This is a genomic window from Enterobacter sp. DVT3837 (genome assembly GCF_056238685.1).
Map to the genome: position 1 here is coordinate 1360722 of NZ_JBWDLA010000002.1, position 23625 is coordinate 1384346.

A 23625-nucleotide genomic window follows, 5' to 3' on the forward strand; every position below is an offset into this window, starting at 1 on the left:
AGGTCAAGATGTTATTTGTTCAGCTGGAACAGAGACATGCCCTGCATATCGCTAAACGCTTTATAAGACGCCTGCAAGGCCGCCTGCTGCATGGTGTAAGAGGAAATCGCTTCGTTCCAGTCTACATCAACCAGGTCACTCATCTGCTTAGTCTGCCCAAGCGCACGATCGTCACCCAGCGTATCGAGTTTTTCCAGCTCGTTCATCTTGGTGCCCACGTCCGCAACAACGGTAAGGATATTGTTCTGGGAGTTTTTGATACCGATTTGCGCATTGGCAATCACCTGGCTTTGCGCAGTGGCAGCAGCCGGATCGTTTTCAATCGGTGTCTTCAACGATGCAATAGCAGAATCAAGGATCTTGAACATATTGGTTTCGCCATATCCACCGCCCGGCAGCTGTTCCGCATTACTGGTGATGCTTTCGAAAATCTGCTGACCTGTATGGCTTATCGCCATATTCCGCGCCGTATCGACCTGCTGAGTGATCGCCTCAGCACCACCGTTGTAATTCCCGGTCGCGGCATCAAACGGTGCGCTTTCGGTTTTGTATCCCGCGAAGATAAAGCGACCATTACCATCCGTCGTGTTGGCCAGGTTCATGAGCTGATCGCGGATCCCCTGAATATCGGTCGCCAGAGAAAGACGGTCATCATCGCTTAATGTCCCGTTCGACGCGTAGACTAATTTCTCACGCACGCTGGATATCGCGGTATTCACCTGGGTTAACACATTATCTTCCAGCGAAACCTTTTGCGTGGCAAAGGTACGCGCTAACGCGAACTGGCTATTTTGTGACTGCGATTGTGACAGAACAATGGCCTGAGAAGCCGCGATAGGATCATCCGACGGACGATTGACGCGCTTACCGGTGGACATTTGCTCACCGTAGTTCAGCCACCTGCTCTGGGAATCAGTGATCCCACGCATGTTCTGCTCATACATCATCTGGGTGCTAATACGCATTGTTCACCTCAACCTTAACGAATGTTGATAATTGCATCGAAGAGCGTACTGGCAGTCTGGAGAACCTGCGCATTAGCCAGGTAATACTGCTGATAACGCTGCAAATTGCCATACTCTTCGTCGAGGTTTACCCCAGAGATGGTCTGCTGTTGTTTAACTAACTGTGTTTCCACATTCGCTTTCGTCTGGCTGCTCACTTTCAGTGACGCCGTTGAGCTACCGACAGTACTGACGAGAGAAGCATACGCATCGTTGAAGGTTTTGTTTCCCCCCACCACTTTGGCATTTTGCAAATCAAGCAGTTTTTGACCGTTACGGTTGTCACTCTCACCGCCGTTCTGCACCGACGCCATCGCCAGTTTAGACTCGTCACTGATTGCCAGATCCATGTTCATGATGACATTGGAAACAGGCTTCACGGTGAAACTGTCTTTGGTGTTTGCTGTGCCGCTCACATTGACGTTAAGACCGTCAAACGACAGATTGCCGCTTGCATCCGGGCTCATCGTAAAGCTGGTTTTATCGGAGGTACGGGTGACCGTCCAGTCGGTGCCATTAAATTGCAGCTTATAGTCTGTCGCCTGGACTTGTTTGCTGTCCGTTACAGAAGCCGTAACAACGGCCGAACCGCCATTCTTGCTATTGGACAGAACCGCCGGAGAACCGAAGTCGAACAGCTTACCGCCCGCATCACCGTTTGCATCAAAACCGGCTTCATGCTGCGTGTTCATTGCATCGGCAAAGGCCAGTGCCATTTGGTTCAGGGTGTTACGGGCTTTATCCAGATCTTCATTACGGAATGTCAGCAAACCGCCTAAAGAGCCGGTCGTAATCATTTTTTCTGGGATCTCAATATTACCCGCAACGTCGTCGACGTAGGCTACGGTCGTACGAGCCGGATCAGCGCTGGACTTAACTGCCGCCAGCTGGTTGGCTTTGCTGCCCTGCACCAGGCTGTAACCGTTGCCGAAAGAGATGTTAAACGTACCGCTATCCTGAACAGAAACTTCCACACCTACGATTTTGTTCAGCTCATTGACGAGCTGATCGCGCTGGTCGAGCAGATCGTTTGGCGATGCACCCGCACCGACACCGGTCAGACGGGAAATCTGATCGTTCAGATTCGCAATCTGTTTGGCGTAGTTGTTGATCTGAGAAACGCTGGTCGAAATCGCGGTATTTACCTGCGTATCCTGATCGCGGAGATACTGATCGTTGGTTTTAAACTGATTGACCAGACCGCCCGCTTTTCCCAGCACCGTCTGGCGTGCAGCGGGATCTTCCGCGTTGCTTACCAGCGTTTGCAGACTCTTGAAGAAGTCCTGCAACGTCGTAGAGAGCGAGTTGGTCGTATCGGACAGCACATCGTCGATTTTTGACATCTGCTGATAGCGCGTCGTCAGGCCGCTGCTCTGCGTTTGCGCGGCACGCAACTGGTTGGTGATGAAAGCGTCATACTCACGCTGGACACCGGAGACATAAACCCCGTTACCCACCCAGCCACCGCCGGTCAGCGTGCTGTTAGACGCGCCCAGCACCGTGGTCTGGCGGGTGTAACCTGCCACGTTATAGCTTGAAATATTATTACTGACGGTATTGAGTGCCGACTGCGCAGCACTGAGGCCACTCATGGCGCTGTTAATCAAACTGGACATGGGGGTTCCTTTTATACGTTCAGACACGAGTCCTGATGAAGGTTATCGGCAACCTCCACCGGGACTTGAGAACTTTCAGAACAGATTTTCAATATCTGTGCTATAGGCTTTGCTGACCTTCTCGCCCATGGATTTCAGCTGCTGGATCATGCTGGTGAGCTTACGCGCATAGTTCGGATCGGTCGCATAACCTGCATTTTGCAGAGCCTGAGCCCCCTGCTCCGCCGTCGCCGCCTGGGTAACGGCGGTATAACGCGGATTTCGGCTCAGCAGGCCGACATAATCGGACAACGCTTCCAGATAAGAGCTGTAAACGCGGAATTTTGCTTTGACCTTCACCGCCGCACCGTTCTCGTATTCGGTGGTCGTGATCTCCGTGGTTGGTCCCTTCCAGCCGGAAGTCGCCTTCACGCCGAAGATGTTAAAGCTCGGCTCGCCGTTTTCCTTGCGGATCTGTCGCTGACCCCAGCCCGATTCCAGCGCGGCCTGTGCCAGAATCAGGTGGTGTGGAACACCGCTCTGTTCACTGGCAAGTCGCGCAGGCAGAGAAAGCTGCGCCAGGAAGTCTTTGCTGTCGCCGGAGAGGGGTTCATCACCGCCCCCCGTTGTTTTCGGGATCGCCTTACGCACCATCTGCGTCAGCGCCTGGTTCTGATAACTGGTCACCGTTTCCAGGTCGAACTTCATCGGCACTTGCTGCGTCTGCTCTTGCGGCTGAATACCTTGCGCGGCTTCGGTCTGTTTCACAATCATGTCAGCCAGACCGAGACCTTTACCGGCAGTCATCTGCTGCGCAATCTGCTGGTCATACATGCTGGTGTACAAACGCGTTGAATCGCTGCTGAACATCCCATCTTTCGGCAGGGTTTCACGCATGCTTTTCAACATCATCTGTACAAACATCCCTTCCACCTGGCGGGCAACCGGGCGGATATTCGCCGCCGGGTCTTTACCTGCTTTGGTTTTCAGTTCGTTGAGCGACTGGGCGTCCCAGGCGGCACTGGTCAACAGTTTGCTATCGGTCAGCATTAGATGATTTCCAGTTTGGCACGCAAACAGCCCGCGCTTTGCATGGATTGCAGGATGGACATCAGATCCATCGGCGTTGCACCCAGGGCGTTCAGAGCACGCACCACGCTGTTCAGGTTGGCGCTGGAGCGAACGCTCTGCAACGACCCGCCGCTCTGGCGCAGATCAATCTGCGTTTGCGGTGTCACCACCGTCTGGCCACCACCAAATGGCGTATTTGGCTGACTCACGTTCGCGGAGCGGTTCACCGTCACGGAGAGGTTACCCTGCGCCACGGCACAACTGTCCAGAGAAACTTCCCGGTTCATCACCACCGAGCCCGTACGGGAGTTAATGATCACCTTCGCATCCTGCACTGGAACATTCACTTCCATATTCTGGATATCTGCCAGCATGCGCACCTGGTTGCTGCTACCCGTTGAGGTACGGATCTGCACGGTGCGCGCATCCAGTGCCGTTGCATTACCGTAACCGCGGCTGCGGTTGATGGTATCGGCAATTTGCTGCGCCATGGTGAAGTCTTCATTATTGAGCTGCAGATTGATGGTGTTGCCTGCGCCAAACTGGGTCGGCAACTCACGCTCAATGATGGCGCCGTTAGTGATACGTCCACCGTTCAACTGGTTCACCTGCACGCTGCTTCCGCCTGCGGATGCACCCGCACCGCCAACCAGAATGTTCCCCTGCGCCAGCGCATAGACCTGGCTGTCAACGCCTTTCAGCGGAGTCATCAGCAGCGTACCGCCGCGCAGGCTTTTGGCGTTACCCATTGAGGAGACCACCACGTCAATGGTCTGTCCCTGACGCGCAAACGCCGGGTAGGACGCGGTAACCATAACGGCGGCCACGTTTTTCAGCTGCATGTTGGTTCCCGCCGGGACCGTAATACCGAGCTGGGAAAGCATGTTGTTTAAACTCTGAGTGGTGAAAGGCGTCTGGGTGGTCTGGTCACCCGTGCCATCCAGACCGACCACCAGGCCATAGCCAATCAGGGAGTTTTCGCGTACGCCCTGAACGCTGGTGAGATCGCGAATACGGTCAGCCTGGGCAAACGTTGCCACCAGCGCCAGCGCCACGGCGAAGATCGATTTAAACATGGGTCACCTCGCTTACATCGGCGATAAATTAAGGAAGAAGCGCTGCAGCCAACCCATATTTTGCGCTTCGTTGATGTAGCCGTTACCGACGTACTCAATGCGCGCATCCGCCACCTGGGTGGACGGAACGGTGTTGGTGCCGCTGATCGTGCGAGGGTTAACCACGCCCGAGAAACGAATGAATTCAGTGCCCTGGTTGATGGCGATCTGTTTTTCACCCACAACGTGCAAGTTGCCGTTAACCAGAACCTGGTCAACCGTGACCGTCAGCGTGCCGCTGAAGGTGTTGCTGGCGTTCGCGCCGCCTTTACCGTTAAAGGTATTGCCGCCGGACGCGTTCACATCAGCACGCGCATTGCCGAACAACCCTTCGAGATAGCGTGGCACGGTATCGAAGCCAAAATTGGTTTTGCCATCGCGGCTGGCGTTCGCCGACGAGCTCTTGCTCGCGCTGACGTTTTCCTGCAGCACAATGGTCAATGTATCGCCGACGTTACGCGGGCGGCGATCTTCAAACAGCGGCTGATAGCCGTAATTAATCGGCTGCGCGGTCTGGAAAATGGAGCCGTTTACCACTGGCGCGGGGCCAGGAACGGGTTGGGCAGTCGTCGCACCCTGGACCAAAGGTTTAGACGGGATCCAGGCACACCCGCTGAGGGTGACAGCCAGAACAGTCAGTATCGGATAACGAAACGCCGCGTTTTTTTGCATTGCCTTCATCTTCGAAAACAGGGAGCCGGCGCGGCGTTTACCGCACCGGGCTACACCTTAGAGTTGCGTCAGTTTCTGCAGCATCTGGTCGGTCGTCGACACTGCTTTACTGTTAATTTCATACGCGCGCTGGACCTGGATCATATTCACCAGCTCTTCCGCCACGTTCACGTTGGAGGTTTCAACATAGCCCTGATACAGCAGGCCCGCGCCGTTCAGGCCCGGGGTGCTCTCATTTGGCGTACCGGAGGATTGCGTCTCGGTGTAGAGGTTCTCACCAATGCTTTCCAGACCAGTATCATTCATGAAGGTGGTCAGGTTGAGCTGGCCTACCTGAACCGGCGCGGCCTGTCCCTGCTGGGTCACGCTGACCACACCGTCACGTCCGATGGTGATGCTCAGGGCGTTCGCCGGGATGGTAATCGCAGGCTGAACCTGGAAACCACCCGCCGTCACCAGCTGGCCGTTCTGATCGACCTGGAACGAACCGTCGCGGGTATAGGCAGAGGTACCGTCAGGCAGCTGCACCTGGAAGAAGCCCTGGCCTTTGATCGCCACGTCTTTACTGTTGTTGGTCTGAGACAGGTTGCCCTGGCTGTGCAGACGCTCGGTGGCTACCGGACGAACGCCGGTACCGATCTGTAAACCCGACGGCAGCGTCGTCTGTTCAGAAGACTGTGCACCCGGCTGGCGGATGGTTTGATAAAGCAAATCTTCGAAAACGGCGCGCTGACGCTTGAAACCATTGGTGCTCACGTTTGCCAGGTTGTTGGCAATCACGTCCATATTGGTTTGCTGGGCGTCCAGGCCAGTTTTCGCGATCCATAAAGAACTGATCATAAGGAGTCCTGTTAACTCATAGCCAGAAGTTGGTTAGCCTTGCCCGCGTTTTCATCCACGCTGCTGATGATCTTCATCTGCATTTCAAAACGGCGGGCGCTGGCAATCATGTCGCTCATGGCGGCTACCGGCTTAACGTTGCTGCCTTCCAGAACGCCGGACATCACGCGGATGCTCGGATCGGCCTGTAACGTGGCACCACGCGTCGCCTGAGCCGCCTGGGTCAGACGGAACATGCCGTCATCGCCGCGCTGCACCTCTTTGCCTTCCGCCTTAACCAGCTTCAGACGACCGACGGGCGCAACGGTATTGGCCGGATCGCCCGGGTTCAGCGCCGAAATGGTGCCGTCCGCGGCGATAGTCAGCTCCGAGCCTTCCGGCACGGTCAGCGGACCCGCTTCCCCCATCACCGGATGACCCTGAATCGTCAGCTGGCCCGTCGCGCTCACCTGGATATTGCCGTTACGGGTATAGCCTTCGCTGCCGTCTGCCGTTTGCACCGCCAGCCAGCCGTCCTGCTGCAGGGCAACATCCAGTGGGCGTGACGTGTAATCCATCTGCCCTGGCGTCATATCTGCGCCAGGGGTAGATGCCGTAACCAGCGTACGGGTTGGCAGGGAAAGCCCTTCAACCGGCACCGCGCGCAGCGCATTAAGCTGGGCACGAAAACCCGGTGTCGAGGCGTTTGCCAGGTTGCTGGCCGTAACGGCTTGCTGATTGAGCGTCTGGCTTGCCGCGCCCATCGCGGTATATATTGCGTGATCCATTGCGCTTTCCTGTTAGCCGCTTAACGCAGGTTAACCAGCGTGTTGAGGATCTGGTCCTGGGTTTTGATGGTCTGCGCGTTCGACTGATAGTTACGCTGCGCGACGATCATGTTCACCAGTTCTTTACTCATATCCACGTTGGAGGCTTCCAGCGCGCCGTTGGTCAGCTTACCGAAGTTACCGGTACCTGCGGTACCCAGCAGCGCCACGCCGGAGGACTGGCTGGCAGACCAGACGTTATCGCCTTCCGATTTCAGACCTTCGTTGTTGGCAAAGTTTGCCAGTACGATCTGACCCAGAACCTGAGACTGTTCGTTAGAGTAGCTTCCCACCACGGTGCCATCGTCGTTGATCTGGTAGCTCACCAGGTCGCCAGGCTTGTAGCCGTTCTGATTGGTTGCCACCACGCTGTTCGCACCGGTGTTCTGCTGCATGGAGTTCTGGAAGCTCAGGGAGAAAGTCGCCGCCGTCGCACCGCTGACAGAACCGGTGGTGATGTTGATTGCAGGGGTTGCGTTTGGCGTTGCGCTCAGCACACCCGCAGCGTCGTAGTTATAGACACCCGCCAGGTTACCGTTCGCATCAAAGTTCATCTGCGCCGCTTTCGCTGCTGTAGAACCCGCAACGCTGCCGTCCTGAGTGTAAAGATCCCATTTATTGTTGGCTGTCTTAACGTAGTAGACATACATGTTATGGGCGTTACCCTGGCTGTCGAATACAGTCACGGTCCCTTTTTTGTTGTAGGTATCCGGGTTAGTCGCATCGAACGGGGCAGTTTGAACAGGATCGGTTGAGTTTAGGTTGATCTGCTGCGTCGCGGTGGTGGTCGATTTCGCCGCCATCAGGGTATTCGGGATAGTAATCGCCTGTGGGTTCGCACCGGTCTGAACGGTTGCCGGCGTACCCGCTACCGGGTAGCCCGTCAGCTGCATGCCCTGCATGTTAACCAGCGTGCGGTTTTCGTCCAGCTTGAACTGGCCGTTACGGCTGTAGAACACAGAGCCGTTGGAATCAACCATACGGAAGAAACCGTTCTGGCTGATGGCGACGTCCAGACCACGACCGGTGTTGGTGGTGGTGCCGTCGGTAAAGTCCTGAGTGATGCCCGCAACTTTGACGCCCAGGCCGACTTTGGAACCGGCAAACATGTCTGCAAAGGAAGCAGAACCGGATTTAAAACCATAGGTCGCGGAGTTGGCGATGTTGTTGCCAATGACGTCCAGGTTGGTGGCCGCAGCATTCAGGCCGCTGACCGCTTGAGAAAAGGCCATGACTTACTCCTGATAAGTGTTAAGGCTTAGATAATCTGCCGAACTTCGTCGAGTGTGGTGGTACCTGAGGTACCCAAATCCAGTTTGTTGCCGTCGCTTCCTTTAATCACGCCCTGGACCAGCGCGAACTGCAGCGGCTGCGCCACCAGCTGGGTTGTCCCGTTGCTGGCGCTGATTGCCACTTTGTAGGAACCGTTTGGTGCTTTAGTACCGTCGGTCAGGCTGCCATCCCACGTAAAGGTGTGAACGCCCGCCTTCAGCTCGCCAATATCAATGGTACGGACAACCGCGCCAGTGGAATCCGTGATCGTGGCAGTCACCTTCTCAGCCGCCTGCTGGAGCTCAACGCCAAACGGCGTGGTAGTCGTTGTGGTGTTGCCTTCGGTGGTGCTGGAGCCCGCCAGAATGGTGGTGCCCGGGATCATCACCCCGTGGCCAATCAGGCTTGCCGCCTGCAGAGACTGGCTGCTACCAATCTGACCAGAGACGGAACCGAGGGTGGTGTTCAGTTTCTCAATGCCGCTAACGGTGCTGATCTGCGCAAGCTGCGTGGTCAGTTCGTTGTTCTGCATCGGGTTAGTGGGATCCTGGTTCTTAAGCTGCGCCACCAGCAGCGTCAGAAAGCTGCCCTGAAGATCGGCGGCATTGCTCCCGGTGAGGGAGTTAGAACCCGTCGTACTCTTTGTGTTGTTAACACCCGAGTTCGTAGGATCATTCACATTTACGGCGATGGACATGCATGTCTCCTTTACTGGCCGAGAGTGAGTGTTTTGAGCATCATGCTCTTCACGGTATTAAGCACTTCGACGTTGGCCTGGTAACTACGGGAAGCCGACATGGAGTTCACCATCTCACCCACCACATCCACGTTAGGCATTTTCACGTATCCGTTAGCATCCGCGAGTGGGTTGCCGGGCTCATACACCAGCTTATCCGGTGCCTGGCTCTCTACCACATCAGACACTTTCACGCCGCCCGTTGCCGCACCAGGTGCCGCATCAACCTGGAAGACAACCTGTTTGGCACGATAAGGCTGGCCGTCTGGTCCAGTCACGCTGTCGGCGTTCGCCAGGTTACTGGCAGCCACGTTCAGACGTTTGGACTGCGCGGTTAACGCCGAACCGGCGATATCAAAAATATTCAGCAAGGCCATCTATCAGTTGCCCCCCTGCAGGACGTTCATCATGCCTTTGATTTGTCCGCCGAGTAGGGTCAGTCCCGTCTGGTATTTCAGGCTGTTATCGGCAAACTGCGTACGCTCCCGGTCCATATCCACGGTGTTGCCGTCGAGTGAAGGCTGATCGGGAATGCGATAGAGTAAATCGGTCGTTGGCGCGGTCATCGCCTGAGCAGGAATATGGCGCGAGGATGTCATGGCGAGTGCAACACCCGTTCCTTCGGCACGTCCACGCTCCATCACCTTTTTGAGTTCACTGGAAAAATCAATATCGCGCGCCTGATACCCTGGGGTATCGGCGTTAGCGATGTTGGCGGCTAAAATCTCCTGCCGCTGGGCGCGTAAATTGAGCGCTTCCTGCTGAAAACGTAACGCGGCGTCGAGTTTATCGAGCATGTCTCCTCCGCTGATGGCAAAATTTCAGTTCACAGCTTAAATCTCACCCGGTCTCCCCTATCGACGGAATAAGCGCAAAATGCGTCGCTATTTATTCCGTTGATGCAAAACCACTGCAGGTAGAATTCACTCAATTCTGGAAACGGTGGAACTTGCGATGCAAACGTTAAAACGTGGTCTGGTGGCAACTTTCTTGCTGTTTAGCCCTCTGGTGCAGGCTGAAGGCTTACAGGATCAACTGACGGCTTTTTTCGCTGAAAAGCTGGCGGGTTTTAGCGATGACGTCACTGTTACCGTACGCACGCCACCGAATCTCTACCCTACGTGTGATCAGCCTTCATTCAGCGTGGTGGGGTTCACAAAGCTCTGGGGGAATGTGAACGTGCTGGCACGCTGCGCCAACGAAAAACGCTATTTACAGGTTGCAGTTCAGGCGACGGGCAATTATGTTGTCGCCGCCGTGCCCATTGCGCGCGGCAGCGTGCTGCAGACAAACAGCGTGACGTTAAAACGCGGCCGTCTGGATCAGTTGCCGCCACGCACGATGCTGGAAATTAACCAGGCGCAGGACGCTGTCAGTCTGCGCGACGTCGCCCCAGGCCAGCCGATACAGCTCTCAATGTTGCGCCAGGCATGGCGGATAAAAGCAGGTCAGCAGGTGATGGTGGTGGCCAACGGAGATGGCTTTAGTATCAACAGCGAAGGGAAAGCGTTAAACAATGCTGCGGTGGCACAAAACGTCCGCGTCAGAATGACCTCAGGCCAGGTGGTTAGCGGAACCGTCGATTCTGATGGGAATATTCTGATTAACCTATAATCTTTTTAAAGATTTCGCGCCGCTTGCCGATAAATATTCAACTAATGATGATGTCAGGCGCAAACGCCGCGAACCCTCGATGAGGACAACACTATGAGCATTGATCGTACATCAGCCCTGAAGCCGGTAAGCGCTGTACAACCTCGCGAAACGAATGACACGCCAGCGCAGAAAGCGCGTCTGGAAAAACCGTCAACGTCTAACAGCACCAGCGTAACCCTGAGTGATGCTCAGGCAAAACTGATGCAGCCAGGCAGCAACGATATCAATATGGAACGTGTTGAAACGCTGAAAGCGGCAATTCGTAACGGTGAACTGAAAATGGACACCAGCAAAATCGCTGATGCCCTGATTCAGGAAGCACAGAGTTTCTTACAGAGTAACTAACCGTATGAGTCGACTGTCAGAAATACTGGATCAAATGACGGTTGTCCTGAACGACCTGAAAACGGTAATGGACGCAGAGCAACAGCATCTCTCTTCCGGTCACATTAACGGCAGCGCGTTGCAGCGGATTACTGAAGACAAAAGTTCGCTTCTGGCAACGCTGGATTATCTGGAGCAACAACGCCGCGCTGAGCAAGATCCTAAGCGCAGTGCAAATGACGATATTGTTGAGCGTTGGCAGACCATTACTGAAAAAACGCGACACCTGCGCGATCTTAACCAGCATAACGGCTGGCTGCTTGAAGGTCAGATAGAGCGTAATCAGCAAGCGCTTGAGGTGTTGAAACCGCATAAAGAAACCGGACTGTACGGTGCGGATGGTCAGACTGCTACTGCACGTATTGCGGGTGTAAAAAAGATTTCGATTTGAAGCAGCAGCGACAAATCATGCAGTGGGGAGCACCATAAGGTGAACTCCCCTTTTGGCGTTTATGCCGTACGACGGGTGAATTCTTTCACCTTGAACCCCAACACGGCGAGCGTGGCAAAGTAAGCCACCACGCCAACCACCACCACGGCCATCAGCCGCATCAGACGGTATGGCATGGTTCCCTGGGACCACTCCGGCATCACGTACATCATGCCGAGCAGCGCTGCAGACATCACCAGCACCGCGACGATCAGTCGCACAAGGAAACGTGACCAACCCGGCTGCGGCGTGAAGATATCCTGCTTGCGGAGTTGCCAGTACAACAGCCCGGCATTCAGACAAGCGGCCAGACCGATAGACAATGACAAGCCCGCATGCTTCAGCGGACCAATAAACGCCAGGTTCATCAACTGGGTCATAATCAGCGTCACAATCGCAATTTTCACCGGTGTTTTGATGTCCTGACGCGAGTAGAAGCCCGGGGCCAGCACCTTGACGACGATCAGCCCCATCAAACCAACCGAGTAGGCAATCAGGGCGCGCTGCGTCATGGCAGCATCAAACGCGGTGAATTTCCCGTACTGGAAGAGCGAGACCGTCAGCGGTTTGGCCAGAATACCCAGCGCCACCGCGCTTGGCAGCGCCAGCAGGAAGCAAAGACGTAACCCCCAGTCCATCAACCGACAGTACTCATCGTGATTACCACTGGCAAAACTCTTCGACAGCGACGGCAGCAGGATTGTCCCCAGCGCTACCCCCAGCACCCCGGACGGAAACTCCATCAGACGGTCAGCGTAGTACATCCAGGAGACCGAGCCGGACACCAGGAAAGAAGCAAAAATGGTATTGATAATAAGCGAGATCTGGCTGACGGAGACGCCAAGGATCGCAGGTCCCATCTGCTTAATAACACGCATTGCACCGGCATCTTTGAGATTGATACGCGGCAGCACCAGCATGCCTATTTTTTTCAGATGCGGCAGCTGATAAGCCAGCTGCAGCACGCCACCCACGGTCACCGCCCATGCCAGCGCCAGTACCGGCGGATTGAAATGCGGTGCGGCAAACAGGGCAAAGCCGATCATGCTGACGTTAAGAAACGTCGGCGCAAATGCCGGAACGGAAAAGCGGTTCCAGGTGTTCAGTATCGCCCCCACCAGCGAGGCCAGCGAGATCAACAGAATATAAGGGAAGGTAATGCGCAGAAGCTGTGAGGTCAGGGCAAATTTATCTGCCGTATCGGCAAAACCAGGCGCAGTCACCATAATCACCCAGGGCGCTGCCAGCATCCCGACGACAGTCACCACAGCCAGGGCCAGCGTCAACAACCCGGACACATAAGAGACAAATACGCGCGTCGCGTCCTCACCCTGCTTGCTTTTATATTCCGCCAGGATCGGAACAAAAGCCTGAGAAAATGCCCCTTCCGCAAAAATACGACGCAGCAGGTTTGGCAATTTGAACGCGACGAAAAAGGCGTCCGTAGCCATCCCTGCACCAAAGACCCTTGCCACAATTGCATCGCGCGCAAAACCGAGTACGCGGGAAAACATGGTCATCGAGCTGACGGCTGCCAGCGATTTTAATAAGTTCATTAACGTGAATTTCCACAACCCTACGGATTTGTAAGCCGGGTAAGCGTAAGCACCACCCGGCGAAACCAACAACCGGCGCTTAGTCTACCCGGATTTCAACGAATTACTATCCGCAGATGTTACAGCGAATTATTCACTCATCGCCTCTCGCCAGAGCCGTTCCACAATGCGTTGCGCCATAATGGCCTGCTCGCCGGACGTTTCAGGAACCGTCTGATTTTGCACACAGGTGATAAAGTGGCGGGCACATCCTGCGAACCCGCGCTGCTCCAGGGTGCTCTGCCAGCCAGGCGCCGGAAGCGTCACCACGCCGTTGCCCTTCTCTTCCCGCCACTCACGCATATCGGTGATTTCGTAAAGCGCACCGTCAGTCACCGCCTGAACGGACTCACGCTGACTGCCCGCACGACGATGCATGCTGGTCGTTACCTGCAGATGGTCAATTGCGAAGTGATGTTCGGCATAGACCATCTCGCCCTGCTCATTCGTCAGGAGCGTCCCGCTTTGCAGCTGCGCATTACCGTTACTGAGCCACAGCGCCGTGTCCACGACGTGCAGATAGTCATCCAGCAGCGTGAAGCGTAAATCGTTGGGTCCGATACTGTCGGTACGGTGTTTATCCATACGGAGCGAGGCCAGACTGCCGGACTGCGCTTTCAGCTGTTGGTAAAGTGGCGCGAAGCGGCGGTTGAAACCCACCATCAGCGTCAGTTTTTTACGCGCCGCCAGCTCAATCAGTCGTTCCGCGTCCTGGACATTTTCAGCCAGCGGCTTATCCACACATACATGAACCCCTGCATGGAGTAGCTCACTCACCACCTGATAGTGGGTTGCCGTTGAGGTATGAACAAAGACCGCATCGCACTCGTGGGCTAAATCCTGAAGAGAATTGGCATAAGGGATGCGCCACGTTTCGCAGATCCGCTCGGCCTTCTCGCGATTCGGTGACCATGCCCCCTGAAGCGTCCAGTCCGTCGCCGCACCCAATACCGGTAGCCAGGCTTTTTGCGCGATGCCGCCCAGACCTACCACGCCTACGCGTAATTTTTTCATCCTTAGTCTCCCAGGTGTGCCAGCAACGCATCCAGACGCTGTTTCAGTCCTGCGACCTCGTCTTCCAGCGCGGCCACGCGCGTAACCAAATCATCTTGTTCAACACTTACATCGGTTACCAGAGACTTTACTGAAATATCAACTTCGCCGCTGAACAGATGCATATAGCGGCTTTCACGTTTACCTGGCTCGCGCGCCAGACGCACCACATAAGGCCCCTCTTCACGCGAGGCCAGCCCTTCCAGAACCTGCTCTACTTCCTGCATATCCGCAAACTCATGCATGCGGGAAGCACGAGTACGCAGCTCACCCGGCGTTTGCGCCCCGCGCAGCAACAGCGTGGTAATCACCGCGACTTCTGCGGCGCTCAACTTCAGATTGCCAAATTCGGAATTACAGAAACGCTGCTCATATTTCGTCACACGGTTACCGAAGCCGCTGACGGTCCGCAGGTAGTGCCGTTTGACCAACTCATCCAGCACATCCTGAACTTCGTGTTCACTCAGGTTCATGACTGGCTCACGGTTGGTTTTCTGATTGCAGGCCATCGTCACGGCATTGACAGAGAGCGGGTACTGCTCTGGCGTGGTGACCTGTTTTTCGAGTAAGCACCCAATCACGCGCGCTTCGGTACCGCTTAGCTGATATTTCATCTTTTCTCCTTAACGACCTGCAGTCCAGTCCCGGGTGGTTAATGCTGTCAGAACGTGGTCACGCCATTCTCCGTCTATCAACAGATAATCTTTGGCGTAGCCCTCTTTCTCGAACCCTAATCGCGCCAGCAAATTACCGCTACGCTGATTATGCGGCATGTAGTTCGCCATAATGCGATGGATATGTTGCGTGCGCTGCATATAGCGAATAGCCACCGTTAGCGCCTCGTACATTAGCCCCTGTCCCTGCCATTTCTGGCCGATGGAGTAGCCAAGGTAACAGGCGTGAAACGATCCCCGCACCACGTTGGAAAAATTGGCAATCCCAATGATCTCTTTTTCCTCGGGATCCAGTAGCGCAAAATAGAAAGCACTTCCCTGCTTGTGAAATTCCGCAATCATGCTGAGACGCGCCTGCCAGCCAGAAGGGTAACAATGGCTCTCATCCCGAACGGGTTCCCAGGGTTTTAAAAACTGGCGATTCTCGGCGTAATAGTCCGCCAGACGCCAGGCATCACGCTCATGCACCAGACGAACGACCAGCCTGTCCGTTGTCAGACGCACTTTTGGCACATTACTGCGATAGCCAAACATCGATCCCACTCCTTCCCGTCACTTCTGCTTACCCATTAGCTTTACTATACCTGCGCCTGCGCCGTCTGTGAAAACAGTGACATACCATTTTGCCCTCTTTTCACCATTTTCGATGAGAACTCTCTATCAAAGCACCCTTTTGATAAAAAAATATTGTCACGTACAGGGGTGGGAAAAAGCGGAATGACACCGCAGAATGTTAGCGTGCTCACCTTCTTATTTTCCCCGGAGGGAAAATGTCCCGCGTATCACAGGCCAGGAGCCTGGGTAAATATTTCCTGCTCGTCGATAACATGCTGGTCGTGCTCGGCTTTTTTGTCGTATTCCCCCTTATCTCGATTCGTTTTGTCGATCAAATGGGCTGGGCGGCATTAATGGTTGGCATTGCCCTGGGGTTACGCCAGTTTGTCCAGCAGGGTCTCGGTGTCTTTGGTGGCGCCATCGCTGACCGTTTTGGCGCGAAACCAATGATCGTTACCGGTATGCTGCTGCGCGCGGCAGGTTTTGCCACGATGGCGGTCGCTCAGGAGCCCTGGCTGCTGTGGTTCTCCTGCTTCCTTTCCGGTATCGGGGGCACGCTGTTTGATCCGCCTCGCACTGCGCTGGTGGTGAAGCTCATTCGTCCGCAGCACAGAGGGCGTTTCTTCTCGATTCTGATGATGCAGGACAGTGCGGGTGCGGTTATCGGTGCACTGCTGGGGAGCTGGCTGCTGCAGTATGACTTCCGTCTGGTCTGCGCCGCTGGTGCGGTGCTCTTTATTCTGTGCGCGCTGTTTAATGGCCTGTTCCTGCCTGCCTGGAAACTGTCGACGGTCAAAGTCCCCGTCCGGGAAGGCCTCGGTCGTGTGCTGCGCGACAAGCGTTTCGTCACGTACGTGTTAACCCTGACGGGTTACTACATGCTCGCCGTACAGGTGATGCTGATGCTGCCGATCATGGTTAACGACATTGCAGGAACCCCAGCTGCCGTCAAATGGATGTATGCCATCGAAGCCTGCCTGTCGTTGACGCTGCTGTATCCGATTGCCCGCTGGAGCGAACGGCGTTTTCGTCTGGAGCATCGCCTGATGGCCGGGCTGTTCCTGATGACGCTGAGCATGATGCCGATCGGCCTGGTGAACTCCCTTCAGCAACTGTTTACGCTGATTTGCACGTTCTATATTGGTTCTATCATCGCCGAGCCCGCCCGTGAAACGCTGAGCGCTTCGCTTGCGGATGCGCGGGCGCGTGGCAGCTATATGGGGTTCAGCCGGCTGGGGCTGGCGCTTGGCGGCGCATTAGGTTACACCGGCGGCGGTTGGTTATTTGATGCCGGTAAAGCCCTGAATCAACCCGAACTGCCCTGGATGATGCTCGGCGTGGTGGGTTTAATCACACTGCTGGCTCTGTGGTGGCAGTTCAGCCAGAAACGCAGCGCGAGCGGCATGCTCGAGCCTGGCGCGTAGCACTTCCCTTGAGCGGGAGTACACTCCCGCTCCCATTTCTCAGTTTTTTCTGCTGGTTTCTGCAATTTCACACTGACATACTGACGTCACAGGACAGAAGCGCCGATTTTTCGTTGAGGAACACTATGAAGAAAATTGTTTTCGCCGCAGCATTGATTGTCAGCGGTCTGCTGGTTGGCTGTAACCAGCTAACGCAATATACCGTCAGTGAACAGGAAATTAATCAGGCGCTGGAAAAACATAACAATTTCTCTAAAGACATTGGCGTGCCAGGGCTTGCCGACGCACATATCGTCCTATCCAACCTCACCAGCCAGATTGGACGTGAAGAGCCAAACAAAGTCACTCTGGCAGGAGATGCAGATCTTGATATGTCTTCTCTCTTTGGCAACCAGAAAGCTAATATTAAGCTCAAACTGAAGGCCCTTCCCGTTTTCAATAAAGAGAAAGGCGCGATTTTCCTGCAGGAGATGGAAGTGGTCGATGCCCAGGTTTCCCCGGATAAGATGGCTCCGGTTCTGCAAACGCTGATGCCCTATCTGAACCAGTCGCTGCGTAATTATTTTAATCAGCAGCCTGCGTATGTCTTAAGTGAAGACAAGAGTAAGGGTGAAGCCCTTGCGAAAAAATATGCAAAAGGGATAGAGGTGAAACCGGGAGAAATTGTCATTCCTTTCACCGATTAACCTGAAGGGCGCTGAGGCGCCCTTTTTTTTACGGAAAAGTGTGCAAACGAAAACGTTTCCGCTTATGATTTGTGTCCGGCAAAAACAGCCATCCTAATGACTGATTCCTGACAAGCCGGAGCTTCCATGACTGCACAACCCCAGGTTCTTAAAATCCGCCGCCCAGACGACTGGCATATCCATCTGCGTGATGGCGATATGCTGAAAACCGTCGTGCCCTATACCAGCGAAATTTATGGCCGCGCGATTGTCATGCCTAACCTGGTTCCACCAGTCACCACCGTCGATGCCGCAATCGCATATCGCCAGCGCATCCTTGATGCCGTTCCCGAAGGGCATGATTTCACCCCGTTGATGACGTGCTACCTGACCGATTCACTGGATCCGAACGAAGTAGAGCGCGGTTTTAACGAAGGTGTATTCACTGCGGCAAAACTCTACCCGGCGAATGCCACCACTAACTCCAGCCACGGTGTCACCAGTATTGATGCCATCATGCCGGTTCTGGAACGCATGCAGAAACTGGGCATGCCGCTGCTGGTACATGGTGAAGTCACCCACGCTGAGATTGACATCTTTGACCGTGAAGCCCGCTTTATTGAGACCGTGATGGAACCGCTGCGCCAGCGACTGCCTGCGCTTAAAGTCGTGTTCGAACACATCACCACCAAAGACGCGGCAGAGTATGTGCGTGACGGCAACGATCTTATTGCCGCCACCATCACCCCTCAGCATCTGATGTTTAACCGTAACCATATGCTGGTAGGCGGCGTACGTCCGCACCTGTACTGCCTGCCGATCCTTAAGCGCAACATTCACCAGCAGGCCCTGCGCGAGCTGGTAGCCAGCGGGTTCTCTCGCGCGTTCCTCGGTACCGATTCCGCGCCTCACGCCCGCCATCGTAAAGAGGCAAGCTGCGGCTGCGCGGGCTGCTTCAACGCCCCAACCGCCCTCGCAAGCTACGCGACCGTGTTTGAAGAGATGAACGCACTGCAGCATTTTGAAGCGTTCTGCTCCCTCAACGGCCCGCGCTTCTATGGTCTGCCGGTCAATGACACCTTCATCGAACTGGAGCGTAAAGCAAGCCAGGTTGAGGAATCCATTGCCCTGACGGATGACACTCTGGTCCCATTCCTGGCGGGCGAAACCGTTCACTGGACAGTAAAACGCTAAATATTCAGTGCCCCTTGTTGTCAAACCGACAATATACCTGTATAAATGAACAGTATATTACACAGGGGGCATTTATGCGTATTGAAGTCACCATAGCCAAAACTACCGTCCTGCCTGTTGGCGCGCTGGATGCGCTGGCAGGGGAATTATCCCGTCGAATTAACAACACCTTTCCTGACAATACGGGTGCCGTAACGGTTCGTTATGCGGCAGCAAACAACCTCTCCGTCATCGGTGCTGCGAAAGAAGATAAAGATCGCATCAGCGAAATTCTGCAAGAAACATGGGAAAGCGCTGACGACTGGTTCATCACAGATTAATACTGCTCCCTCATTGTGTTTTTTTGCCGGGTCGCCCCGGCTTTTTTTTTCGCCTGAAAATTCTGAAAGTTCAAATTATTCCGATATCTTCTTTAAAAATCGTGAACGAGATGGTGTTTTATTGTTCGAACAATCCTAAAAAGCAGAAAAATGTGTTGCTACCTGTTTATTTTTCCCGTCGAAACCCTTATTACTTGGTATACTGAAAAAGCTTCAGAAAAACATGCATTGAACCTCAGAGCCGTTGTCTTCTAACACGCATTAAGGGGGTTATAATGGAAAAGAATAGTGAAGTCATCCAGACCCATCCGCTTGTAGGCTGGGATATCAGTACCGTAGATAGCTACGATGCACTGATGCTGCGTTTGCACTACCAAACCCCGAATCAACTCAACCGTGAAGAAGCGGAAGTTGGACAGACGCTGTGGCTAACAACAGACGTCGCTCGTCAGTTTATTTCTATTTTAGAGGCAGGTATTGCAAAAATAGAATCTGGCGACTATCAGGAAAATGAGTATAAGCGGCACTAAACGAATGCCAACCTTTCACTCAACAGGCACCCTTGCGGTGCCTTATTTATTTCACCCTTGTCTAACCCCGCGTTGTTAATTACTCTGCTCACATAACGTGAGTTTACGAGATGCATATGAGATACGACTTAATCATTATTGGTAGCGGCTCCGTAGGTTCCGCCGCCGGATATTATGCGACACAGGCAGGGCTGAACGTCCTGATGATTGATGCCCACCGCCCTCCTCATACAGAGGGTAGCCATCATGGCGACACCCGACTCATACGCCATGCGTATGGTGAAGGTGAGCGCTATGTTCCTCTGGTGCTTCGCGCACAGGCGCTGTGGGATGACCTGGCGAAACAGACTGAAGATCGCATTTTCGAGCGCACAGGGGTGATCAACCTCGGCCCGGCTAGTTCTGATTTTCTCGCCAACGTCGAACGCAGCGCGAAAGCTTTTAATCTGGACGTTGAGAAGCTGGACGCGACGGGTATTACCGCGCGCTGGCCCGAAATTACCGTCCCGGAAGATTATATCGGCCTCTTTGAAGCCCACTCCGGGGTGCTGCATTGCGAAACGGCGATCAAGACCTGGATCGAGCTTGCCGCGAAGGCAGGCTGCGCGCAGCTGTTCAACTGTCCGGTAGACGCCATCACCCATGACGATAATGGCGTCACGGTAGCGACCCTTGACGGTGAATATTCCGCGGATCGCCTGCTGGTCAGCGCGGGAACCTGGGTTACCCGCCTGCTGCCCGCTCTGCCGATCCAGCCGGTGCGCAAGGTCTTCTCCTGGTTCCAGTCGGATGGTCGTTACAGCGCCCAGAATAAATTCCCGGCCTTCACCGGCGAATTACCCAACGGCGACCAGTTCTACGGCTTCCCGTCAGAAAAAGACGCACTGAAAATCGGTAAACACAACGGGGGCCAGGCTATCTCCTCCCCTGAGGAGCGTAAACCCTTCGGCGCTTACCCACAGGATGGGTCAGAGGCCTTCTCGTTCCTGCGCAATATTCTTCCAGGCATCGGCGGCTTGCTGTATGGCGCGGCCTGTACCTACGACAACACGCCAGATGAAGACTTTATCATTGATACGCTGCCGGGGCATGACAACACTCTGCTCATCACAGGACTGAGCGGCCACGGCTTTAAGTTTGCTTCCGTGCTGGGCGAAATCGCCGCGCAGTTTGCTCAGGGTATCACGCCACAGTTTGATCTGAGCCCCTTCTCACTCTCGCGTTTTAACAGATAATCCCTAACAGGCTCCGGACATCCCGGAGCCCGTTTCATTCATGCTGCATTGCGGAGCGTTATGCGCAGGATCGTTAACTTTCTTATGAATAATATTCGCGAGCATTTTATGCTCTATATCTTATTGTGGGCACTGTTGGCCATTATTGATTTTGTTTACATTGTATTTTATTGAAAAGCCAGACTGACAATAATTGACATTAATTTAGTTTTATTGAAACTCTAAATTTCATCTTGCACGAAGAGATTGAATTACCTTTATCGATCCTTTTCAAAATCGCTGAAATAAATAAAATAAAAATCAATATACATTTATTTCAGTTGCAATATCACACCTTCCCGTTCATTTTTACCCTTCGGTTAATTTGAAAATGGACATTCTGATGCAATTACGTAACTCTTCCCGGTGCTATGGAATAATATCCATATGTTTGCACTGGATATTTGCTATTGCCGTCTATGCTATGTTCGGACTGGGTCTCTGGATGGTAACACTCAGCTATTATGATGGCTGGTATCATCAGGCACCGGAGTTACATAAAAGCATTGGCGTCCTGTTGATGCTGGGACTGGTTATTCGCGTGATTTGGCGACATATTTCTCCACCGCCCAGCGCGCCGAAGACCAACAGTAAATTGACTCGCATTAGTGCCGTTGCCGCGCACATTGCGCTCTATATACTGCTCTTTGCCATCCTCATTAGCGGCTATCTCATCTCGACGGCAGATGGCAAACCTATTAGCGTCTTTGGTATTTTTGACGTCCCGGCAACGCTTAGCGATGCGGGTTCTCAGGCTGACACTGCTGGGGTCGTTCACCTCTGGCTGGCATGGAGCGTCGTGATCCTGTCTGTACTGCACGGGCTTGCCGCCCTCAAACACCACTTTATTGATAAAGACGATACGCTAAAGCGCATGCTTGGCCGCTCGTCAGTTGACTCTGGAGTATAAAATGAAAAAACACCTGCTGGGTATCGCACTGGGTTCTCTGTTATTCACCACCGGTTCCGCCGTGGCGGCTGATTATAAAATTGATAAAGAGGGCCAACATGCTTTCGTCAATTTCCGTATTCAGCACCTTGGATATAGCTGGCTGTACGGTACCTTTAAGGATTTTGACGGCACATTCAGCTTCGACGAGAAAAATCCTGCGACCGATAAAGTCAATGTGACCATTAATACCAACAGCGTCGACACGAACCATGCTGAACGAGATAAACACTTGCGCAGTGCAGAGTTCCTGAATGTCACTAAATACCCACAAGCCACCTTCACCTCTACGGAGGTGAAAAAAGCGGGTGATAAGCTGGATATTACCGGAAACCTGACGCTTAACGGCGTAACAAAACCCGTCACCCTGGATGCGAAATTAATCGGTCAGGGAGATGATCCCTGGGGCGGCAAACGTGCAGGTTTTGAAGCAACAGGTAAAATTCATCTGAAAGATTTCAATATCACAACAGATTTAGGCCCGGCATCTCAGGATGTCGAGCTGGTTATTTCTGTGGAAGGGGTTCAACAGAAATAATAAATTCGCCCGGCAGGTTTTCACCTTGCCGGGCGTTACCATTATTCCGGGTCGGGGATACCCAGTTTGGTATTCAGGCGGCCGCGAGATTTATTGAAAATCTTATTGCCATTTTCCCGTCCAGCCCGACGGCGACGCTGCTCTTCTTCCGGCAGAATGCTCTCTTCACTGCACAGTTCGCTACAGCAACCGTTAAACTTTTCAGCACAGGCCGGACACTGGATGAACAGCAGATGACAGCCGTCATTTTTGCAGTTGGTATGGGTATCGCACGGTGCTCCGCACTGGTGGCACTGAGCAATCACGTCCTCAGAAATACGCTCACCCATTCGCTCGTCAAAGACAAAGTTTTTACCGATAAAGCGCACCGGCAAACCCTGCTCACGGGCACGGCGGGCGTACTCGATAATCCCCCCTTCAATATGCCAGACCTTATTAAACCCGTTGTGTTTCATCCACGCGCTGGCCTTCTCGCAGCGGATACCGCCGGTGCAGTACATAACGATCTTTTTATCTTTATGTTCCTGCATCATCTCAACCGCTTTGGGCAGTTGCTCGCGGAAAGTATCCGCCGGGATTTCCATCGCATTTTCGAAATGCCCCACTTCATACTCATAGTGGTTACGCATATCAATGAACACGGCATCCGGATCGTCCAGCATCGCATTCACTTCTGCGGCCTTCAGGTAATCACCGACATCCGCCGGGTTAAATTCAGGATCGTCAATGCCATCCGCCACGATGCGTTCACGCACTTTCATACGCAGCACCCAAAACGACTTTCCATCATCATCCAGAGCAATATTCAGGCGTAAGCCATCAAGTGCCGGATCGAAGCGGTAAAGGAAATCGCGGAAAGCATTCACTTTACTTTCCGGTACGCTAATCTGCGCGTTGATCCCTTCGTGAGCAAGGTAGACGCGTCCGAAGACATTCAGCGTGGTGAATGCCTGGTAAAGTTCATCGCGAGTCGCTTGCGGATCGTTGATCGTGAAATATTTGTAGAATGAGATGGTTGTGCGCGGTTCGGTTTCAGCCAACATACGCGCTTTTAACATCTCATTCGAAACGCGGTTGTGTAACACTGGCATGGTGTACAAGTCCTGGGATCGTTAGAGAGAATGAAAAATCGGTCGGCATGATATAGCAAACAAAGTTAATTTACATCCACACAATTTACGCTACATTTCACTCGCCCTGGTTAATCAGGCTTAACAATTGCTGTATTCGTGCACGTTTCGAACGCAGATATTTTGGCTATGTCTCAAAAAAT

General features: G+C 53.7%; 28 protein-coding genes. 12 read left to right on the forward strand and 16 right to left on the reverse strand.

The features are described from left to right. Positions 1–11 precede the first annotated feature (11 nt). From flgL to flgB, 11 genes are all read right to left on the reverse strand, one after another. Entirely contained in the window at positions 12–965 is a 954-nt protein-coding gene (gene flgL / locus AC0XWG_RS21540) for a flagellar hook-associated protein FlgL (protein WP_128348404.1), read from the reverse strand. A 14-nt stretch (positions 966–979) separates the two neighbouring features. Continuing rightward, positions 980–2620 carry a flagellar hook-associated protein FlgK gene (flgK, locus tag AC0XWG_RS21545; RefSeq protein ID WP_128348403.1) on the reverse strand — a complete coding sequence of 547 codons (1641 nt, stop codon included), beginning with the start codon at positions 2618–2620 and terminating at the stop codon, positions 980–982. Positions 2621–2695: 75 nt separating this feature from the next. Beyond that, complete coding sequence (gene flgJ, locus AC0XWG_RS21550; protein WP_049007893.1) at positions 2696–3649, reverse strand: flagellar assembly peptidoglycan hydrolase FlgJ; 954 nt, start codon at positions 3647–3649, stop codon at positions 2696–2698. Further along, positions 3649–4746 carry a flagellar basal body P-ring protein FlgI gene (locus AC0XWG_RS21555; protein WP_028019060.1) on the reverse strand — a complete coding sequence of 366 codons (1098 nt, stop codon included), beginning with the start codon at positions 4744–4746 and terminating at the stop codon, positions 3649–3651. Before AC0XWG_RS21555 ends, flgJ begins: the two co-directional genes overlap by 1 nt. A 12-nt stretch (positions 4747–4758) precedes the next feature. Continuing rightward, entirely contained in the window at positions 4759–5457 is a 699-nt protein-coding gene (gene flgH / locus AC0XWG_RS21560) for a flagellar basal body L-ring protein FlgH (protein WP_032666985.1), read from the reverse strand. Between the two features lie 57 nt (positions 5458–5514). Next, positions 5515–6297: a flagellar basal-body rod protein FlgG gene (flgG, locus tag AC0XWG_RS21565; protein ID WP_008500810.1), complete on the reverse strand. Its 783-nt coding sequence runs from the start codon at positions 6295–6297 to the stop codon at positions 5515–5517. Between the two features lie 11 nt (positions 6298–6308). After that, entirely contained in the window at positions 6309–7064 is a 756-nt protein-coding gene (locus AC0XWG_RS21570) for a flagellar basal body rod protein FlgF (protein ID WP_023311138.1), read from the reverse strand. 20 nt (positions 7065–7084) lie between these two features. Then, a complete protein-coding gene (gene flgE, locus AC0XWG_RS21575; RefSeq protein ID WP_475681043.1) occupies positions 7085–8335 on the reverse strand; it encodes a flagellar hook protein FlgE in 1251 nt (416 codons plus the stop codon). Positions 8336–8361: 26 nt separating this feature from the next. Then, positions 8362–9072 (reverse strand): flagellar hook assembly protein FlgD, encoded by a 711-nt coding sequence (gene flgD / locus AC0XWG_RS21580; RefSeq protein ID WP_128348401.1) that lies wholly within the window; start codon positions 9070–9072, stop codon positions 8362–8364. 11 nt (positions 9073–9083) lie between these two features. Beyond that, complete coding sequence (gene flgC, locus AC0XWG_RS21585) at positions 9084–9488, reverse strand: flagellar basal body rod protein FlgC (RefSeq protein WP_013097138.1); 405 nt, start codon at positions 9486–9488, stop codon at positions 9084–9086. A 3-nt stretch (positions 9489–9491) separates the two neighbouring features. Next, on the reverse strand, positions 9492–9908 hold the full coding sequence (gene flgB, locus AC0XWG_RS21590) for a flagellar basal body rod protein FlgB (protein WP_028019065.1): 417 nt from the start codon (positions 9906–9908) through the stop codon (positions 9492–9494). A gap of 157 nt (positions 9909–10065) precedes the next feature. On the opposite strand from flgB, the gene flgA reads away from it, so the two are divergent. The 3 genes from flgA (at position 10066) to flgN (ending at position 11542) form a co-directional block, all read left to right on the forward strand. Further along, a complete protein-coding gene (gene flgA / locus AC0XWG_RS21595) occupies positions 10066–10725 on the forward strand; it encodes a flagellar basal body P-ring formation chaperone FlgA (protein ID WP_028019066.1) in 660 nt (219 codons plus the stop codon). Between the two features lie 93 nt (positions 10726–10818). After that, on the forward strand, positions 10819–11112 hold the full coding sequence (flgM, locus tag AC0XWG_RS21600; protein WP_028019067.1) for a flagellar biosynthesis anti-sigma factor FlgM: 294 nt from the start codon (positions 10819–10821) through the stop codon (positions 11110–11112). A gap of 4 nt (positions 11113–11116) precedes the next feature. Next, positions 11117–11542: a flagella biosynthesis chaperone FlgN gene (flgN, locus tag AC0XWG_RS21605; RefSeq protein ID WP_028019068.1), complete on the forward strand. Its 426-nt coding sequence runs from the start codon at positions 11117–11119 to the stop codon at positions 11540–11542. 59 nt (positions 11543–11601) lie between these two features. Here the strand turns inward: flgN and murJ are convergent, their stop codons facing one another. The 4 genes from murJ to rimJ all read right to left on the reverse strand — a co-directional run bounded on the left by murJ (position 11602) and on the right by rimJ (position 15437). Next, positions 11602–13137, reverse strand: a complete 1536-nt coding sequence (gene murJ, locus AC0XWG_RS21610) for a murein biosynthesis integral membrane protein MurJ (RefSeq protein ID WP_108090225.1) — start codon at positions 13135–13137, stop codon at positions 11602–11604. A gap of 129 nt (positions 13138–13266) precedes the next feature. Continuing rightward, the gene (locus AC0XWG_RS21615; protein ID WP_028019070.1) at positions 13267–14190 is read right to left on the reverse strand and encodes a Gfo/Idh/MocA family protein; all 924 of its coding nucleotides are present in this window, start codon (positions 14188–14190) and stop codon (positions 13267–13269) included. Between the two features lie 2 nt (positions 14191–14192). Further along, positions 14193–14843, reverse strand: a complete 651-nt coding sequence (locus AC0XWG_RS21620; RefSeq protein WP_049007900.1) for a YceH family protein — start codon at positions 14841–14843, stop codon at positions 14193–14195. A gap of 9 nt (positions 14844–14852) precedes the next feature. After that, positions 14853–15437, reverse strand: a complete 585-nt coding sequence (rimJ, locus tag AC0XWG_RS21625) for a ribosomal protein S5-alanine N-acetyltransferase (RefSeq protein WP_013097146.1) — start codon at positions 15435–15437, stop codon at positions 14853–14855. Between the two features lie 236 nt (positions 15438–15673). On the opposite strand from rimJ, the gene mdtH reads away from it, so the two are divergent. The 9 genes from mdtH (at position 15674) to AC0XWG_RS21670 (ending at position 22352) form a co-directional block, all read left to right on the forward strand. Continuing rightward, positions 15674–16882 (forward strand): multidrug efflux MFS transporter MdtH, encoded by a 1209-nt coding sequence (gene mdtH / locus AC0XWG_RS21630; RefSeq protein ID WP_108090226.1) that lies wholly within the window; start codon positions 15674–15676, stop codon positions 16880–16882. Positions 16883–17007: 125 nt separating this feature from the next. Continuing rightward, the gene (locus AC0XWG_RS21635; protein ID WP_028019073.1) at positions 17008–17568 is read left to right on the forward strand and encodes a lipoprotein; all 561 of its coding nucleotides are present in this window, start codon (positions 17008–17010) and stop codon (positions 17566–17568) included. Positions 17569–17694: 126 nt separating this feature from the next. Beyond that, positions 17695–18741, forward strand: a complete 1047-nt coding sequence (gene pyrC, locus AC0XWG_RS21640) for a dihydroorotase (RefSeq protein WP_028019074.1) — start codon at positions 17695–17697, stop codon at positions 18739–18741. 74 nt (positions 18742–18815) lie between these two features. Further along, a complete protein-coding gene (gene dinI / locus AC0XWG_RS21645; RefSeq protein ID WP_108090228.1) occupies positions 18816–19061 on the forward strand; it encodes a DNA damage-inducible protein I in 246 nt (81 codons plus the stop codon). A gap of 275 nt (positions 19062–19336) precedes the next feature. Continuing rightward, entirely contained in the window at positions 19337–19591 is a 255-nt protein-coding gene (gene bssS / locus AC0XWG_RS21650; protein ID WP_008500827.1) for a biofilm formation regulator BssS, read from the forward strand. 116 nt (positions 19592–19707) lie between these two features. Further along, on the forward strand, positions 19708–20826 hold the full coding sequence (gene solA, locus AC0XWG_RS21655; protein ID WP_028019076.1) for an N-methyl-L-tryptophan oxidase: 1119 nt from the start codon (positions 19708–19710) through the stop codon (positions 20824–20826). Positions 20827–20886: 60 nt separating this feature from the next. Beyond that, positions 20887–21000 (forward strand): YceO family protein, encoded by a 114-nt coding sequence (locus AC0XWG_RS21660; protein ID WP_032639612.1) that lies wholly within the window; start codon positions 20887–20889, stop codon positions 20998–21000. Positions 21001–21208: 208 nt separating this feature from the next. Further along, on the forward strand, positions 21209–21775 hold the full coding sequence (locus tag AC0XWG_RS21665) for a cytochrome b (RefSeq protein WP_475681044.1): 567 nt from the start codon (positions 21209–21211) through the stop codon (positions 21773–21775). Between the two features lies 1 nt (position 21776). Next, positions 21777–22352, forward strand: a complete 576-nt coding sequence (locus tag AC0XWG_RS21670; protein WP_028019078.1) for a YceI family protein — start codon at positions 21777–21779, stop codon at positions 22350–22352. 41 nt (positions 22353–22393) lie between these two features. Here the strand turns inward: AC0XWG_RS21670 and trhO are convergent, their stop codons facing one another. Then, positions 22394–23443 carry an oxygen-dependent tRNA uridine(34) hydroxylase TrhO gene (trhO, locus tag AC0XWG_RS21675; RefSeq protein ID WP_028019079.1) on the reverse strand — a complete coding sequence of 350 codons (1050 nt, stop codon included), beginning with the start codon at positions 23441–23443 and terminating at the stop codon, positions 22394–22396. Between the last annotated feature and the right edge of the window lie 182 nt (positions 23444–23625).